Origin of the sequence: Rhodococcus sp. 06-462-5, assembly GCF_002258315.1 — a bacterium.
GTDB lineage: Bacteria > Actinomycetota > Actinomycetes > Mycobacteriales > Mycobacteriaceae > Rhodococcoides.
Window position 1 is genome coordinate 393,497 of the sequence record NZ_NOYD01000050.1, and the last position, 16,565, is coordinate 410,061.

The window sequence follows — 16,565 nt, forward strand, 5'->3', positions numbered from 1 at the left end:
CTCGTGACGTACGGTGGCCGGATGAACGTGTGGAAGGCCCTCGGTCTCGCCGGGATGGTCGGTGTCGCGGCGACCGGGGCGTTGGTGGTCCGATCCGAACGCAAGCGTCGTGCGTATGCGCCCGAGGAAGTTCGTGATCAGCTGCACCGGCGTTTCGCCGCCGTCTCCGACGAGCCGCAGCCGGCAGCTGCTGCCCCGCTCTCGCGCGGACAGCAGCTGCGGAGCCGGCTCCGGTTCAGCCGAGCGCGCTGAGGATTCGCGCGGCCAGCTCTTCGATCTCGGCGTTCGTCATGACGAATGCAGGCGAGATCTGCATCGCACCCTGACCGGCCGCTCGGCTCGATACGCCGTGCGCTCGAAGCGTTTTGACGAAGGGCAGTGCCTCGGCGGGGTCGGCGAGCTGCACGGCGGCGACCGCACCGATTCCGCTGCGGATCTCCGAGACCCGCTCGTGTGCGGCCAGTGGCGCGAGGTGGGTATGCAACGCCGCCTCGATGCGCTTCGAGTGTGACAGCAGTTCCTCGCGCTCGATGATGTCGAGGTTGGCCATTGCTGCCGCGGCCGCTCCGGCATGGCCACCGTAGGTGTATCCGTGCCGCCACCACACGCCGCCCGCGAAGAACGGCTCGGCGATCGTCGGGGCGATGAACACAGCACCCATCGGTACGTATCCGGATGTCAGGCCCTTGGCGGTCGTCATCAGGTCGGGTTCGAGCTCGAATCGAGTGGAGGCGAACCAACTGCCCCCGATACGGCCGAATCCGGTGACGACCTCGTCGGCGACGAACAGCACGTCGTTGTCGCGGCAGATCTGGCGCACCTCGCGCAGGTATCCCTCCGGCGGGAGGTAGATTCCGCCTGCACCGATGACGGGCTCGCAGAAGAATGCGGCCACGTTCTCGGCACCGACTTCCTCGATCAGGGCCAGCAGCGACTTCGCGTCGTCCCACGCCACCGTTCGGGCGTCGGACATGAGCTCGCCGTAGTGCTCCTTGTTGACCGGAATGCCGGCGAGTGCTGTCCCCGCGACGTGCATGCCGTGGTAGGCCTTCTGCCGGCCGACGATCAGTTTCTTGCTCGGTCGACCCATTTCGACCCAGTAGCGCCGGGCGAGTTTCGCGGCGGTGTCGATGGAGTCCGAGCCGCCCGAGGTGAAGAAGATCTTGCTGCCCGGTACCGGGGCGATCGCGGCGAGACGATCGGCGAGCGCGAGTGTGGTCTCGGGTACGAAGTCACCGAAGTTCGAGTAGTGGGCGATCGAGCTCAACTGCGTCGCAACGGCGTCGGCGATCTCTCGACGGCCGTGGCCGACGTTGGTGAACCACAGGCCCGCGGTGGCGTCGAGGTACTCGGTACCCGCGTGGTCGTAGATGTAGGCACCTTCACCGCGAGAGACGACGAACGGGCCGCTGGCCGTGACGGCACCCATGTCGGCGAACCCGTGCCAGAGCGCGGAAGAGTGTGTGGTTCCGGTGGCAGAAGACATGCGGTACACAGTAGTCACGTGGATTCGGCCGAGCCCGATCCGTACCTCCACCGTCCGGCGATCCGCCCGAGTGCACCCACCGCGAGAGCCATCAACGCGAAGGCGACGGTGAGAACGAGCAGGCCGATGGCGAGCGCGAGGTAGCCCTGGACGCGTGGGTCGAGGAACGGGTAGGGGTACCAGTCGACAACGGGCCCACGCACGAGGGTGTAGATCCCGTAGAGAAGCGGAAACAGCAGCCGTGTCAGGCTGCGCGATTCCGAGATCTGCCGTCGCGGTGGTGTGAGGATCCAGTCGATCAGCAGTACGACGGGCATGATGCGGTGCACCACGTTGTTCGTCCACGGATCCGCCACGCCCACATCGATGTCGGCGAGCAGCACCGCGTAGATGATTCCGGTGATGACCATGTACAGGGTGACGGCGCCGCGGATGAGCTGCCAGTGCGCTGCCCGCAAATCGATCACACCCCCGACCAGCAGCACCAGCACCGTCAGCACGTTGCTCATGACGGTGAAGTAGCTGAAGTAGTTGGCCAACGAGAACGTCGGGGAGGCGAGACCGTCCACGACGATCGAGATCAGGGCCGAGGCGGTGAGCGCCGCGAACAGCACGCGCAACACCCTGGTCGGCACGGGAGTTCGCGCAGGGACAATCACATCCTGCGAGATGCTCATGTGGCGATCCTGGCACAGTCACGGCCTGCATTCGGTGGCACTGCCGAAACCGATATCCTGGTTGGAGTATGTCTACCTCGAATCCGTCCGTTCAGCGTCGCGCTCTCGCCACACGTCTGGCCCAGGTCACCATCCGCGACGAGTACCGGCTGCGGCGGCGCCTGGACAAGGCCCGCACCGACGACGCATTCGCCGCTCTCGACCGCGACATCACCCGCGCCGAAGTCGTGGTCGCCAACCGCCGGGCTGCGGTCCCCACCCTCGAATTTCCCGAGTCACTTCCGGTCAGTCTTCGCAAGGACGACATCGCCGCGGCGATCGCCGAGCACCAGGTGGTGATCGTCGCAGGCGAGACCGGCTCCGGCAAGACCACTCAGATCCCCAAGATCTGCCTCGAACTGGGACGCGGGATCCGGGGCTCGATCGGCCACACGCAGCCCCGTCGGCTCGCCGCGCGCACCGTGGCCGAACGCATCGCCGAGGAGGTGGGCGAACCACTGGGTGAATCCATCGGCTACAAGGTGAGATTCACCGATCAGTCCTCGGATTCGACCCTCGTCAAGCTGATGACCGACGGCATCCTGCTGGCGGAGATCCAGCGAGACAGACTGCTCCGCCAGTACGACACCCTCATCATCGACGAGGCCCACGAGCGCAGCCTCAACATCGATTTCATCCTGGGCTATCTCGCGCAGCTCCTCCCCCGCAGACCCGACCTGAAGATCGTCATCACCTCGGCGACGATCGATCCCGAGCGGTTCGCGCAGCACTTCGCGCGGGACGGCGTGGCCGCGCCGATCATCGAGGTCTCCGGCCGCACGTTCCCGGTCGAAATGCGTTATCGGCCACTGACCGTCGACGCCGGGGAGACCACGATCGATCTCGACCCCGTCGACGCGACCTGCCAGGCCGTCGACGAGCTGATGGCCGAGGGCGACGGTGACATTCTGGTGTTCCTGTCCGGCGAACGTGAGATTCGCGACACCGCCGACGCCTTGAACGATCGAAATCTGCGCAACACCGAGATCGTTCCACTCTATGCGAGACTCTCTGCAGCCGAACAACATCGAGTGTTCTCCCCGCACTCGGGCAGGCGTGTGGTGCTCTCGACGAACGTTGCGGAAACATCACTGACGGTCCCCGGAATCCGCTACGTGGTGGACCCGGGCACGGCCCGAATCTCGCGATACTCGTTGCGTACCAAGGTTCAACGCCTTCCCATCGAGCCGATCTCCCAGGCATCGGCGCGGCAGCGGGCCGGCCGCTGTGGTCGCGTCGCCGACGGCATCTGCATCCGGCTGTACTCGGAGGAGGATTTCGAGTCGCGTCCGCAGTTCACCGAGCCGGAGATTCTGCGTACCAACCTGGCGTCGGTGATCCTGCAGATGACCGCACTGGGGCTGGGCAAGATCGACGCGTTCCCGTTCGTCGAACCGCCCGACCCTCGCAGCATCCGAGACGGAATCGGACTGCTAGAGGAGCTCGGGGCACTGAAGCCTGCCACCAAGGACGGCACTGCGGAGCTGACCCCCATCGGCCGGGAACTCTCGGCGCTTCCGGTCGATCCTCGGATGGCGCGAATGCTCGTCGAGGCCAACGGCAACGGCTCTCTTCGTGACGCCTTGGTGGTCGTGGCCGCCCTGTCGATCCAGGACGTTCGGGAGCGTCCCGCCGAGCATCAGCAGGCGGCGGACGAGAAGCACGCGCGTTTCGCGGTGGAGAACTCCGACTTCCTCGCGTACGTCAAGCTGTGGACCTATCTGCGAGAACAGCGGAACGAGTTGTCCTCCAACCAGTTCCGACGCATGTGCCGAACCGAGTTCCTGCACTACCTACGTATTCGCGAATGGCAGGATCTGCACGGTCAGCTGCGTCAGATCACCCGTGGACTCGGGTGGACGGTGCCCGACGCCGACTCCACCGAGACCGCCCTGCATCAGTCGCTGCTGTCCGGACTGCTCTCGCACGTCGGGCTCAGGGAGGGCGACAAGCGCGAGTTCCTCGGCGCGCGCGGGGCTCACTTCGCGATCTTCCCCGGCTCGGGTCTGTTCAAGAAGCCCCCGCGTTGGGTCATGGCCGCCGAACTGGTCGAGACCGGACGCCTGTGGGGCCGGATGGCTGCTCGCATCGAGCCGGAGTGGGCCGAGCGGTTGGCACCACATTTGGTCAAGCGGACGTATTCGGAACCGCACTGGTCCATCAAGCGGGAATCGGCGATGGCCTACGAACGGGTGACGCTGTACGGCATTCCGTTGGTGACGCAACGTCCGGTGAACTATCACCGCATCGACGCCGAGGCATCCCGAGAGCTGTTCATCAGACATGCGCTGGTGGAGGGTGAATGGAAGACCCAGCACGCGTTCTTCCACAAGAACCGGGCTCTGCTCGACGACGTGGGTGAACTCGAACATCGCGCTCGGCGACGAGACATCGTGGTCGACGACGACGCTCTCTTCGACTTCTACGACGCGCGCATCGCCCCGGACGCGGTGTCGGCGAGGCACTTCGACACCTGGTGGAAGAAGGCCCGCAGACAGGACCCGCACCTACTCGACTTCACCACCGACACCGTCGTCAACTCCGACGCGGCCTCGGTACTGACCGGGGCGTATCCCGACGCATGGCGACAGGGCGAGATCCAGTTCCCACTGACCTATCAGTTCGAGCCGGGCACCGCCGCCGACGGAGTCACCGCTCGTATTCCGATCGCGCTGCTCGCTCAGGTACAACCGGTGGGCTTCGACTGGCTGGTTCCGGGGATGCGCGGTGAGCTGGTGACCGCGTTGATCAAGACACTGCCGAAGGCACTCCGCCGCAACGTCGTTCCGGCTCCCGACTTCGCGGCCGCGGCGTTGGCGGTCATGAAGCCGCGCGCGGAAACTCTGGTGACGGCCTTGGCACGTGAGCTGTCTCGAGCTGCACAGTGCCACATCACGGCGAAGGACTTCGATGTTGCAGCACTGCCGGAACACCTGAGGATGACGTTCGCGGCCGTCGACCCGTCCGGAAAGGTGTTGGGCAGCAACAAGGATCTGACCGCTCTTCGGACGAGCCTGTCACGAGAGGTCGGCCGTCAGGTGGCCAGCGCGGCCGGCGACGCGGAGCGCGCGCCGTCTCTGGCCTGGACCTCCGGCACGCTGGGACGGTTGGAATCGACCGTCACCCGTGATGTGGGTGGGCAGAAGGTCACCGGCTACCCGGCACTGGTTCCCGAGGGACCCGGCGTCGCGGTGCGGGTCCTCAGCACCCCCGCCGAGGCCCGCGCAGCAATGCGCTCGGGAACCAGAACTCTGCTTCTGTCGACGGCCCCGAAGGGCACCAAGGCCTTGTTGGCCGGCCTACCGACCGCGGAACGTCTTGCACTGGGCCAGAATCCGTACGGTGGAGTCGATGCACTACTCGAGGAATGCCGAGTACTTGCGGTGGAAGAGGCCATGGATGCGCACGGAGGACCGGTCCGGGATCCGGATGCGTTCGAGAAGCTGAGGGCACTCGTCAACGCGGAGGTTCCGCAGCGCACCGCCGCGGTGCTGGCCCTGGTTCGCCCTGTGCTGACCGCTGCGATGGCCGTGTCGGCCCAACTGCAATCGTCCTCCGGGGAGCCGGCCGAGGATGTTCGGGAACAGCTCGACGGCTTGATCTTTCGAGGGTTCGTCACCGAATTCGGTTCTCGGAGACTCGCAGACCTGCCGCGCTACCTCGCCGCGGCGACCAAGCGCTTGGCGACGCTGCCGAGCAGTGCGGGCCGGGACGCGGCGGCGATGGACGTACTCGATCGGGTGTACGCGTCGTACGGGCGACTGTTGGATTCGCTGCCGGAGAGCAGAAAGAACAGTTCCGGGGTTCAGGAACTGTTCTGGATGATCGAGGAGTTGCGCGTCGGACTGTTCGCGCAGGGCATTCGCACGGCGTACCCGGTGTCGGAGAAGCGCATCGAGAAGGCGATCTCGGACCAGAGTCGCTGACGGGCGCGACTGTCAGTCGATGTCCGCGGACTCGCGGTGCTTGCGCAGTTCGTGGATTTCTTTCTCGAAGTCCTCGGCGGAGCTGAACGAGCGGTAGACGGAAGCGAAGCGCAAGTACGCCACCTCGTCCAGATCGCGGAGTGGACCGAGAATGGCCAACCCCACTTCGTTGCTGGGGATCTCCGCGGATCCTGCCGCGCGGATGGCGTCCTCGACCTGCTGAGCCAAGAGATTCAACGCGTCGTTGTCGACGTCTCTGCCCTGGCAGGCGCGTCGGACTCCCTTGACGACCTTCTCTCGGCTGAACGGTTCGGTGACGCCACTGCGTTTCACGACGGCCAGCACTGCGGCCTCGACGGTGGTGAATCGGCGACCGCACTCCGGGCAGGAGCGACGCCGCCGGATTGCCTGCCCCTCGTCCATCTCACGCGAGTCGACCACGCGCGAGTCGGGATGCCTGCAGAACGGGCAATGCATGAGGGATCCTCCGTCGTAGCCGATGCTCCGACGACGAGCACGCACATCGGGGCAGTCCGTCGAGGATACTCAGTCTTCTCGAACCCGATGGGGCCGGTGGTCATCTGCCGGGCATGTACTCGACGACAGCTCCGTCGTGCACCTCGACCACACCCGCCGGTTGTCCGCCGGCATCGGGGGCAACGGCCCGCAGGTTCGCGATGCCGATCAGCCCGCCTGCCATTACCAGGACCGCCAACACCGTCAGCACGATAGAGCGCATCCGAACCGGCTGGCTCGCGAAGTGCGCCGAGGTCGCGTCGAACTCCCGATCGGCCTCCTCGCGATCGGTGACGTCGGTCCACGACGGGTCGAGGACGGGCAGGCACGGGCCCGGTTGTGTGGCGAGGCCGTGCAATACCGGACGCGCCCGGCGACGACGCTCGACGACAGTGGATCGGGCACGGACACCGGTGGCGGTGGGGCGATCGGTGATGATGGTCATCGGAACCTCGTCTTTGCTCGTTGGATCGATTGTTCGATCAGGCGTTCGATGGACGCTTGTTCGAAGTTCTATCACGAGCCTCCGACAAAGTCTGTAGAAAACGCGACACGAGTCGAACAGATGTTTGATTCAACAGCTGATACACGCTAGATTCGTGTCAGAAACCACACGCCACACGAGTCGACACCATCAACTCCAGTCCGCGCAGATCTACCCCGCAGACCGGATCCAGGACACCAGCAGGAGGCCGACAGCATGAAGGACGAGACCTCGACGAGGTCGACCACGCGTTCCACGACGACCGGTTCCAAGACGACCGGAGCCAGGGCCACCGCACCGAAGGCCGCAGCGGGCAAGCCGGCCGCGGAACCGACATCCAAGGCCATGGAAGTCGGCACCGACATCAGTGCTGGTCTGACCGAGCGGCAGCGGAAGGTACTCGAGGTCATTCGCGCTTCGGTCACCGAGCGCGGTTACCCACCGAGCATTCGGGAGATCGGTGACGCGGTCGGCCTGACGTCGACGTCGTCCGTTGCTCACCAACTCCGCACCCTCGAGCGCAAGGGCTTCCTCCGGCGCGACGCCAACCGCCCCCGCGCCGTCGACGTCCGCGGTCTCGACGAGGTGCAGGCCGATCAGGCTGCTGCTGCGGTCGACGGATCGCAGGCGTCCGAGGATCAGGATCGGTTGCCGACCCCGACGTTCGTGCCGGTGCTGGGCCGGATCGCCGCAGGCGGTCCGATTCTGGCCGAGGAGGCCGTCGAGGACGTCTTCCCGCTCCCCCGCGAGCTGGTGGGTCAGGGTTCGCTGTTCCTGCTCAAGGTGGTCGGCGAGTCGATGATCGACGCGGCCATCTGCGACGGCGACTGGGTGGTGGTTCGTCAGCAGTCCGTGGCCGACAACGGCGACATCGTCGCTGCGATGATCGACGGCGAGGCCACCGTCAAGACCTTCAAGCGGTCCAAGGGCGAGGTGTGGCTGCTGCCGCACAACCCGCTGTTCGAGCCGATCCCGGGCAACAACGCCGCGATCCTCGGCAAGGTCGTCACCGTGATGCGCAAGCTGTAGGAATCTTCACCGTAGTGACACGCGAAGGGCCGCAGCACAGGAGTGCTGCGGCCCTTCGCGTTCCTCGGATCAGCGGATCACAGATTCAATCCGCGGCCGATGATCTCCTTCATGATTTCGGTGGTGCCGCCGTAGATGGTCTGCACACGAGAGTCCATGTACGCCTTGGCGATCGGGTATTCCTTCATGTAGCCGTAGCCGCCGTGCAGCTGCAGGCACCGGTCGATCAGCTTGACCTGATTCTCGGTGGTCCACCACTTCGCCATGGCGGCTTCTTGCACGGTCAACTTGTCTGCGTTGAGCAGTTCGATGAACTTGTCCACCATGATGCGGGTGGCGGTGGTTTCGGTGGCCAATTCCGCCAACACGAATCGGGTGTTCTGGAACTTGCCGATCGACTTTCCGAAGGCCTTGCGGTCGCGGCAGTACTGAATCGTCATCTCGAGCGCGGATTCCATCGCGGCGGCCGCGACGACGGCGATCGACAGGCGTTCCTGCGGCAGATTCTGCATGAGGTAGATGAAGCCCATGCCTTCCTCGCCCAGCAGGTTGGCGGCGGGCACGCGAACGTCGGTGAAGCTGAGCTCGGCGGTGTCCTGAGCCTTCATGCCGATCTTGTCGAGGTTGCGGCCTCGCTCGAATCCGGGCATGTCGCGTTCGACGACCAGCAGGCTGAAGCCCTGCGCGCCCTTCTCGGGGTCGGTGCAGGCCACGACGATGATCAGGTCGGCGTTGATTCCGTTGGTGATGAACGTCTTCGAGCCGTTGAGTACCCAGTCGTCACCGTCACGGACGGCCTTGGTCTTGATGCCCTGCAGGTCGCTTCCGGTTCCCGGCTCGGTCATCGCGATCGCGGTGATCAGTTCGCCGGAGCAGAATCCGGGAAGCCAGCGCGCCTTCTGCTCGTCGTTCGCAAGATCGATCAGGTATGGCGCGACGACGTCGTTGTGCAGGGTGAAACCGATACCGCTGTATCCGCCGCGGGTGGTTTCCTCGGTGACGATGGCGTTGTAGCGGAAGTCCTTGACTCCGCCGCCGCCGAATTCCTCGGGCGCTGCCGTTCCGAGGAAGCCCTGCTTACCGGCCTCGACCCAGACGTCGCGATCGACGATGTTCTGCTCTTCCCACTTCGCGTGGTTCGGCGCTACGTGCTGATCGAGAAATTTCCGGTACGACTCCCGGAACAGCTCGTGCTCGGGCTCGAAAAGTGTGCGTTCCACGAATGTCTCCTTGTTCGGTGCATACCGGCAGCGACCACGCGAAATCTCTACGGATCTCGGTCGCCGGTACGACTGACGTCACAGGGAAACACTACGTCCGCGGTGGCGAAGCGGTCGATGACCAAAACGCGCGCGATCCGTGACCGACCCCGCTAACGACCTCGTCTGCCTGTGCTTCTCGCGAGCGCCGAGACGATCGGGTAACCGAGAAGGATGCCCACCGAACCCCAGGCGATACCGCCGAGCTCGACCGACCCGACGGACAGAGTCAGGTCACCGATTCCGGCGACCAGCGCCGCAGCAACGACCATGAGATTGACCGGATCGGTGAAGTCGACCTTCGCGTCGGTCCAGATGCGTACGCCGAGCAGCCCGATGAGGCCGTAGAGAACCAGGGTTGCGCCGCCGATGACCCCGTCGGGCACGGTGAAGATCAGGGCACCGAACTTGGGCGAGAATGCGAGCACCATCGCCGTGATCGATGCGACCCAGTACGCCGCGGTCGAGTACACGCGGGTGGCGGCCATGACACCGATGTTCTCTGCGTAGGTGGTGGTTCCCGAACCGCCGCCGGCTCCGGCGAGTGTGGTCGCCAGCCCGTCGGCGATCAATGCGTCACCGGCCACGTCGTCGAGGTTCTTGCCGGTCATCGCGGCGACGGCTTTGACGTGCCCCACGTTCTCGGCGACGAGGACGATCACCACCGGCAGCGCCACGAGGATCACGGACAGCTCGAAGGAGGGACCGCGAAATTCGGGCAGACCGATCCAGCTCGCCGCGCTCAGTGCGTCGAGACGCGGTTGCGCGATGCCCCCGGTGACGGCGGCGAACACCCAACCCACGACGACACCGAGCAGAATTCCGAGTCGTCCGATCAGGCCCGGTCCGAGCGCCGTCGCCAGCAGAATCGCGATCAGGGTGACGGCTGCGATCAGCGGCTGTGCCTCGAACGACGTGGTGGCGGCCGGTGCCAGGTTCAGCCCGATGAGCACGACGACGGCACCGGTCACCACCGGCGGCATGGCCGCGTCGAGCACCCGTTGGCCCGCGAACTTCACCACGAAGCCGACGGCGGCCAGTACGACGCCGACACACAGGACAGCTCCGAGTTGGGCGGCGGGTCCGTTCGCTTGGGTGGCACCGAGCGGGGCCAGGAAAGCGAAGGACGAACCCAGGTAGCTGGGAACGCGCCCTCGGGTGATGACGAGGAACAGTGCCGTTCCTATGCCCGAGAACAGCAGCGTGGTCGATACCGGAAATCCGGTGATCGTCGGAACCAGCAGTGTCGCACCGAACATCGCGACGACGTGCTGCATTCCGATACCGATGGTGCGTGGCCACGTCAAGCGTTCGTCGGGCGAGACCACCGCCCCGGCTTCGACGGTCTTTCCGTTTCCGTGCAGCGTCCAACCCAGAGTTCTCATGATGGAAGGCAACACTATTGGATCAGCCGAGGATCGCGCTCACTGCCTCGCGGGCGGCGGCGGTGCTGTCCGTTTTCAGGGCTGCGGCGGCCGCTTCCTTGCACTGATCGAGCGTGACCGTTGCCAATTTCGAGCCCACGTGCGCGACAGCAGCCGATGCAGCCGACAGCGAGGTGATACCGAGTCCGACCAACACACAGGCCAGCAGTGGATCGGCAGCGGCCTCACCGCAGACACCGACGGGCTTGCCCGCCTTGGCTCCCGCGGCAGCGGTGTGCGCCACCAGCGCCAGCACGGCCGGCTGCCACGGATCGGTCAGGCCGGCGAGCTGAGCGGACATGCGGTCGGCGGCCATCGTGTACTGAGCCAGGTCGTTGGTGCCGATGGACAGGAAGTCCACGTGCTCGAGGATGTGTTCGGCGAGCAGCGCGGCGGCGGGGATCTCGATCATGACGCCGGGCGTGAGTCCTCGTTCACGGACGTCGGCGGCGAAATCCTTCGCCTCCAGCGCGGTCGCGATCATCGGAGCCATCACCCACGGGGAGGAGTCGGTCGCCTTCGCGGCTGCCGCGATGCCGTCGAGCTGCCGGTACAGAATCCCGCGGTCGGCTTCTGCGATGCGGATGCCGCGGATGCCCAGCGCCGGGTTGGCCTCGTCGGGATGCGTGGCGAACCGAAGCGGCTTGTCCGAGCCTGCGTCGAGAGTTCGCACGACGACCTTCTTGCCCGCGAACGCGTCGAGTACCTGGGCGTAGATCTCGGCCTGCTCGTCGACGGTGGGTTCGGAGTCGCGGTCGAGAAAGCACAGTTCGGTACGAAACAGTCCGACGCCGTCCGCTGCGCTCGACCGCGCTGCGCGAGCACCGGCACCGTCCTGGACGTTGGCGAGAATGTCGACCGCGTGGCCGTCGGCGGTGGTACCGGGACCGACCCACTGGGACACCCGATCGAGCTCGTCACGGGCAGAGACGACCGCGGCGCGAGCCGACTCCGCGTCGGGCTCGAGTTCGATGCGGCCGCTGGTGCCGTCGACCGATGCGTTCGTACCCGCGGCGATGTCGTCGAGGCCGGCCACCGCAACGATGCAGGGAATGCCCAGCTGGCGCGCGATGATCGCGGTGTGGCTGGTCGGACCGCCCAGCGAGGTGGCCAGACCCACGATCAACGCAGGGTCGAGGCCGGCGGTGTCGGCGGGTGCCAGGTCGTCGGCGAACAACACCGACGGTTCGTCCGGCACCGGCACACCGGGCTCCGGAACGCCGAGGATCTCGGCGATGACCCGATCGCGGATGTCGCGGAGATCGGTCACGCGCTCAGCCATCAGCCCGCCGAGCTGGGTGAACATCGCGGCGAACTTCTCGGTGGCCGCGGCAGTGGCGGTGACCGCCGAACTGCCCTTGGCGATCGAAGCGCGCGCGGCACCGAGCCAACCGCGGTCCGTTGCCATCGCGGCGTTGGCCGACAGGACTTCCGAGGCAGCTCCGGTCGCCAGCTCCGCGCGACCGCGCAGTCGAGCGGCAACGGCGTTCGCTGCGGCGTCGAAGACGTCCTTCTCGGCACCTCGATCCGCCTCTGCCACCTCGCCCGTATCGGCAGGGATGGCGGGACGGGCACCGGGGCGGATCACTCGGCCGTATCCGACGCCCGGCACGACAGGCGTGCCGTGAAGCGTGGTCTGCGCTGCTCCGGTTCCGGCTGCATCGACTGTCGTGTCGCCGTGTCCGGTCGAAACGGTGCTAACCGATCCCGTCATGTGGTCCTCCTCGGATCCTGCGTGAACAAAGGTCTTCGTACTGTCCGGCGAGCTGTGGTGGGGGCCATCACCCGCTTGTGTTGTGACCGAGATTACTCCAAACCCTTGACATGTCAACACACACGGGCGTAAAACAACATAAAGCAACATCAACAAGGAAGGAGACGCAGGTGTACGCAGAAGAACGACAGCACTCCATAGCCGAACTCATCAGCACCCAAGGCCGCGTCTCCGTCAACGATCTCTCCGCCACCTACGGCGTCACCACAGAAACTGTGCGACGCGACCTCGCCACTCTCGATCGAATGGGCGTCGTGCGCCGCGTCCACGGTGGAGCAGTACCCGCGTCGGCGCTGACCACACTCGAACCGGGCGTCTCGGAACGCGAATTCACCCGCGCCGATCAGAAGGACGCGATCGCGGCCGCCGCCCTGTCCTTCCTGCCACCGGTGGGCGGCAGCGCCGTGTTCGATGCCGGCACCACAACCGGCCGACTCGCCGGTTTGCTCCCTCACGATCGCGAGCTGACGTTGGTGACCAACTCGGTCCCGATCGCCGCCCGCGCCGCAACGATGCCGAGTATCAACCTTCGACTGCTCGGCGGGCGGGTACGTGGGACCACTCAGGCGGCCGTCGGCGACGAAGCACTGAGCGCCCTCGAATGGCTCCGTGTGGACGTCGCGTTCATCGGCACCAATGCCATCAGCGTCGGGCACGGACTGTCCACTCCCGACAGTGACGAGGCAGCAGTCAAACGCGCCATGGTCGAGGCGGCGAACCACGTTGTGGTGCTGGCAGATTCGTCCAAGATCGGCCGCGAGCATCTGGTCAGCTTCGCCCGAGTGGGATCCATCGATGTCATCGTCACCGACAGCGACATTTCTACCAATGACCGAAAGAATCTCAGCGACAAAGGAATCGAGGTGGTGATCGCATGATGGTCACACTCACGGCGAACCCGAGCATGGATCGGACGGTCACACTCGACACACCGCTCGTCCGCGGCGGCGTACACCGGGCATCGACGTCGTCCACCGATCCAGGAGGCAAGGGCGTCAACGTCGCTCGCGTACTCGGAGGATCGGGAGTCGAGGCGCTTGCGGTGCTCCCGGCCAACACCGGAGACCCCCTGCTCGACGCGATGGCCGCGAAGGGAGTGCGGTATTCAGCGGTTCCGACGTCGGGTCCGGCGCGGACCAACATCACGGTGAGCGAGGTCGGTGGCACCACCACCAAGATCAACGAGCCCGGTGCGACGGTGTCGGAGCGAACCCGCGCCGAGCTGCGGGATCGAATCCTCTCCCTCGCGGTCGATGCCGAATGGGTGGTGCTCTCGGGTTCGCTTCCGCCGGGCCTCCCCGTCGACTGGTATGCCGAGCTCGTCACTGCCCTGCGTGCCACGTCGGCGAAAGTTGCCGTGGACACCTCCGACGAGCCACTGCTCGCACTCGCGGCGGCCTTCCCGGCATCGGCACCCGATCTGATCAAACCCAATTCCGAGGAACTCGCCCAACTCACCGGGTACGATTCCGAAGAGCTGGAAAGCGCAGCGGCGCAGGGTGATCCGACGGCTGCCATCGCAGCCAGCACAATCCTTCTCGGCCGAGGCGTCGGCGCGGTACTGGCCACGCTCGGCAGCGCCGGAGCCGTACTGGTCACCGAGGACGGTTCCTGGTACGCCAGCCCGCCCCCGATCACCGCGGTCAGCACGGTCGGCGCAGGCGATTCCTCGCTCGCCGGCTACATCCTCGCCGATGCCGAGAACTGTTCCGACGCAGACAAACTTCGCCGCGCCGTCGCCTACGGAACGGCAGCAACCGCGCTTCCAGGCACCACGCTTCCACTGCCCGAGCAGACCCACCCGAATTCGGTGACGGTCCGTGCGCTCGACATCCCCACCTCCGTCACCCCGTCCACGCTCTCCCCTTCTTCGAACCGTCTCTAGGAGTCTGCAATGTCCACCCCCACCGAAGATCAGCAGATCATCGCCGAGGATCTGATCCTCCTCGACGCCGATCTCGGCGAGTCCAAGGAAGCCGTCATCGAACGCCTCGCAGGCGTTCTGGCTTCCGCGGGTCGCGCAACCGAGACCGACGCTCTGCGCGACGCCGCTCTGGCCCGCGAAGCGCAGTCGGCAACCGGCCTGCCCGGCGGCATCGCCATTCCGCACTGCCGCTCCGAAGCGGTCACCTCTGCCTCGCTCGGCTTCGCCCGCCTGAACCCCAAGGTCGATTTCGGTGCCCCCGACGGCCCCGCCGACCTCGTCTTCCTCATCGCAGCACCGGCCGGTGCCGGTTCGGCGCACATGAAGTTGCTCTCGAGCCTGGCGCGCGCACTGGTCAAGCCGGAGTTCGTCACCTCGCTGCGCAACGCGTCCTCGGCTGCCGAGATCGTCACCCTCGTCGACGGTGTCATCAACCCTGCCGCCAAGCCGGCAGCGACGACCCCCGCGGCAGCTCCCGTGTCGACCGCCAAGCACAGCGCGGCCGCCACCCCGGCCGAGGCCACTGCCCCCAAGCACATCGTCGCAGTCACCGCCTGCCCCACCGGAATCGCGCACACCTACATGGCTGCCGATTCCCTCGTCGCAGCGGGTGAGCGTGCCGGAGTCACGGTTCACGTCGAGACCCAGGGCTCGAGCGGCAGCACGCCGTTGGACCCGAAGATCATCGCCGGAGCCGAGGCAGTCATCTTCGCCACCGATGTGGGCGTCAAGGGCCGCGAGCGTTTCGCCGGAAAGCCGGTCATCTCCTCCGGCGTCAAGCGCGCCATCAACGAGCCCGACGTCATGCTCACCGAAGCCCTGCGCGCTGCACTGAACCCGGACGCAGCTCGCGTCGGCGGTACCGCAGTTGCTGCCGGCTCGAACGACTCCGCGGGCGAACTCGGCTGGGGCACCCGCATCCGCCAGATTCTGCTCACCGGCGTCAGCTACATGATCCCGTTCGTCGCTGCCGGTGGTCTATTGATTGCTCTCGGCTTCCTGCTCGGCGGATACCAGATCTCCGGAGTCGCCGAGGACATCGTCGTCAACAACTCCATCACCTCGCTGCCCGAAGGCGGAATCGCCGCCTACCTCGGTGCCGTGCTCTTCCAGATCGGCGCGCTGTCCTTCAGCTTCCTGGTGCCCGCGCTGGCCGGCTACATTTCCTACGCCATTGCCGACAGACCAGGTCTGGCACCAGGATTCACCGCAGGCGCGGTGGCAGTCCTGGTGGGTGCAGGCTTCATCGGCGGTCTCGTCGGTGGTCTGATCGCGGGCTTCGTCGCACTGTGGATCAGCAAGTGGAGGATCCCCACGGTTCTGCGCGGCCTCATGCCGGTCGTCATCATTCCGCTGTTCGCCACACTCATCGTCGGCGCGATCATGTTCCTGTTGCTCGGCAAGCCACTCGCCGCGATCACCAGTGGACTCACGAACTGGCTCAACGGCCTCAGCGGTTCCTCGGTCATCATCCTCGGCATCATTCTCGGCCTGATGATGTGCTTCGACCTCGGTGGACCGGTCAACAAGGCTGCCTACGCATTCGCCACCGCAGGCCTGTCGGTCACCGACACCGCCTCGCTTCGCATCATGGCTGCAGTCATGGCCGCAGGAATGGTGCCGCCCCTGGCCATGGCACTCGCCTCGACCGTTCGCGCACGTCTGTTCACCGAAGCCGAGCGCGAGAACGGCAAGGCCGCATGGTTCCTGGGAGCTGCATTCATCTCCGAGGGCGCAATCCCGTTCGCCGCTGCCGATCCGTTCCGCGTCATCCCCTCGATGATGGCAGGCGGCGCAGTGACCGGCGCGATGATCATGGCGTTCGACGTCACCCTCAGCGCACCGCACGGCGGCATCTTCGTGTTCTTCGCGATCGGCAACATCCTGTGGTTCATCCTCTCGCTGGCGGCGGGCACCATCGTCTCCGCGTTCCTGGTCGTCTCCGCCAAGCAGTTCGTCAAGAGCAAGAACGCCCCGTCGGACGCCGAACTCGATCCCGCACTCGCCACCGTCTGAGACTCGCTACG

General features: G+C 65.8%; 13 protein-coding genes. 6 read left to right on the plus strand and 7 right to left on the minus strand.

The features are described from left to right. Positions 1–21: 21 nt before the first annotated feature. Positions 22–252, plus strand: a complete 231-nt coding sequence (locus CH251_RS23490) for a hypothetical protein (RefSeq protein ID WP_094615356.1) — start codon at positions 22–24, stop codon at positions 250–252. Here the strand turns inward: CH251_RS23490 and CH251_RS23495 are convergent. Both CH251_RS23495 and CH251_RS23500 read right to left on the minus strand, forming a co-directional pair. Continuing rightward, complete coding sequence (locus CH251_RS23495; RefSeq protein ID WP_094615278.1) at positions 236–1,486, minus strand: aspartate aminotransferase family protein; 1,251 nt, start codon at positions 1,484–1,486, stop codon at positions 236–238. The two genes, CH251_RS23490 and CH251_RS23495, sit on opposite strands and share 17 nt — an antisense overlap. Positions 1,487–1,500: 14 nt before the next feature. Then, positions 1,501–2,163, minus strand: a complete 663-nt coding sequence (locus CH251_RS23500) for a Pr6Pr family membrane protein (RefSeq protein WP_094615279.1) — start codon at positions 2,161–2,163, stop codon at positions 1,501–1,503. A 68-nt stretch (positions 2,164–2,231) separates the two neighbouring features. Between CH251_RS23500 and hrpA the strand changes: the two genes are divergently transcribed. Then, positions 2,232–6,128, plus strand: a complete 3,897-nt coding sequence (gene hrpA / locus CH251_RS23505) for an ATP-dependent RNA helicase HrpA (RefSeq protein WP_094615280.1) — start codon at positions 2,232–2,234, stop codon at positions 6,126–6,128. 12 nt (positions 6,129–6,140) lie between these two features. Here hrpA and nrdR read toward each other — a convergent pair whose 3' ends face one another. Both nrdR and CH251_RS23515 read right to left on the minus strand, forming a co-directional pair. Then, a complete protein-coding gene (nrdR, locus tag CH251_RS23510) occupies positions 6,141–6,605 on the minus strand; it encodes a transcriptional regulator NrdR (protein WP_008716872.1) in 465 nt (154 codons plus the stop codon). A 100-nt stretch (positions 6,606–6,705) separates the two neighbouring features. Further along, the gene (locus CH251_RS23515; protein WP_094615281.1) at positions 6,706–7,089 is read right to left on the minus strand and encodes a hypothetical protein; all 384 of its coding nucleotides are present in this window, start codon (positions 7,087–7,089) and stop codon (positions 6,706–6,708) included. A 384-nt stretch (positions 7,090–7,473) separates the two neighbouring features. On the opposite strand from CH251_RS23515, the gene lexA reads away from it, so the two are divergent. Then, the gene (gene lexA, locus CH251_RS23520; protein ID WP_094615357.1) at positions 7,474–8,157 is read left to right on the plus strand and encodes a transcriptional repressor LexA; all 684 of its coding nucleotides are present in this window, start codon (positions 7,474–7,476) and stop codon (positions 8,155–8,157) included. Positions 8,158–8,234: 77 nt separating this feature from the next. On the opposite strand, the gene CH251_RS23525 is transcribed toward lexA, so the two are convergent. From CH251_RS23525 to ptsP, 3 genes are all read right to left on the minus strand, one after another. After that, positions 8,235–9,377 carry an acyl-CoA dehydrogenase family protein gene (locus tag CH251_RS23525; RefSeq protein ID WP_094615282.1) on the minus strand — a complete coding sequence of 381 codons (1,143 nt, stop codon included), beginning with the start codon at positions 9,375–9,377 and terminating at the stop codon, positions 8,235–8,237. 152 nt (positions 9,378–9,529) lie between these two features. Next, complete coding sequence (locus CH251_RS23530; protein ID WP_179273366.1) at positions 9,530–10,801, minus strand: uracil-xanthine permease family protein; 1,272 nt, start codon at positions 10,799–10,801, stop codon at positions 9,530–9,532. 22 nt (positions 10,802–10,823) lie between these two features. After that, a complete protein-coding gene (gene ptsP / locus CH251_RS23535; RefSeq protein WP_256979256.1) occupies positions 10,824–12,554 on the minus strand; it encodes a phosphoenolpyruvate--protein phosphotransferase in 1,731 nt (576 codons plus the stop codon). A gap of 170 nt (positions 12,555–12,724) precedes the next feature. On the opposite strand from ptsP, the gene CH251_RS23540 reads away from it, so the two are divergent. From CH251_RS23540 to CH251_RS23550, 3 genes are read left to right on the plus strand one after another with little or no spacing between them, the layout of a single operon-like run. Next, positions 12,725–13,492 carry a DeoR/GlpR family DNA-binding transcription regulator gene (locus CH251_RS23540; RefSeq protein WP_094615283.1) on the plus strand — a complete coding sequence of 256 codons (768 nt, stop codon included), beginning with the start codon at positions 12,725–12,727 and terminating at the stop codon, positions 13,490–13,492. Beyond that, positions 13,489–14,499, plus strand: a complete 1,011-nt coding sequence (locus CH251_RS23545) for a 1-phosphofructokinase family hexose kinase (RefSeq protein WP_094615284.1) — start codon at positions 13,489–13,491, stop codon at positions 14,497–14,499. The genes CH251_RS23540 and CH251_RS23545 overlap by 4 nt, the downstream gene beginning before the upstream one ends. A 9-nt stretch (positions 14,500–14,508) precedes the next feature. Continuing rightward, positions 14,509–16,554: a fructose-specific PTS transporter subunit EIIC gene (locus tag CH251_RS23550; protein ID WP_094615285.1), complete on the plus strand. Its 2,046-nt coding sequence runs from the start codon at positions 14,509–14,511 to the stop codon at positions 16,552–16,554. The last annotated feature ends 11 nt before the right edge of the window (positions 16,555–16,565 follow it).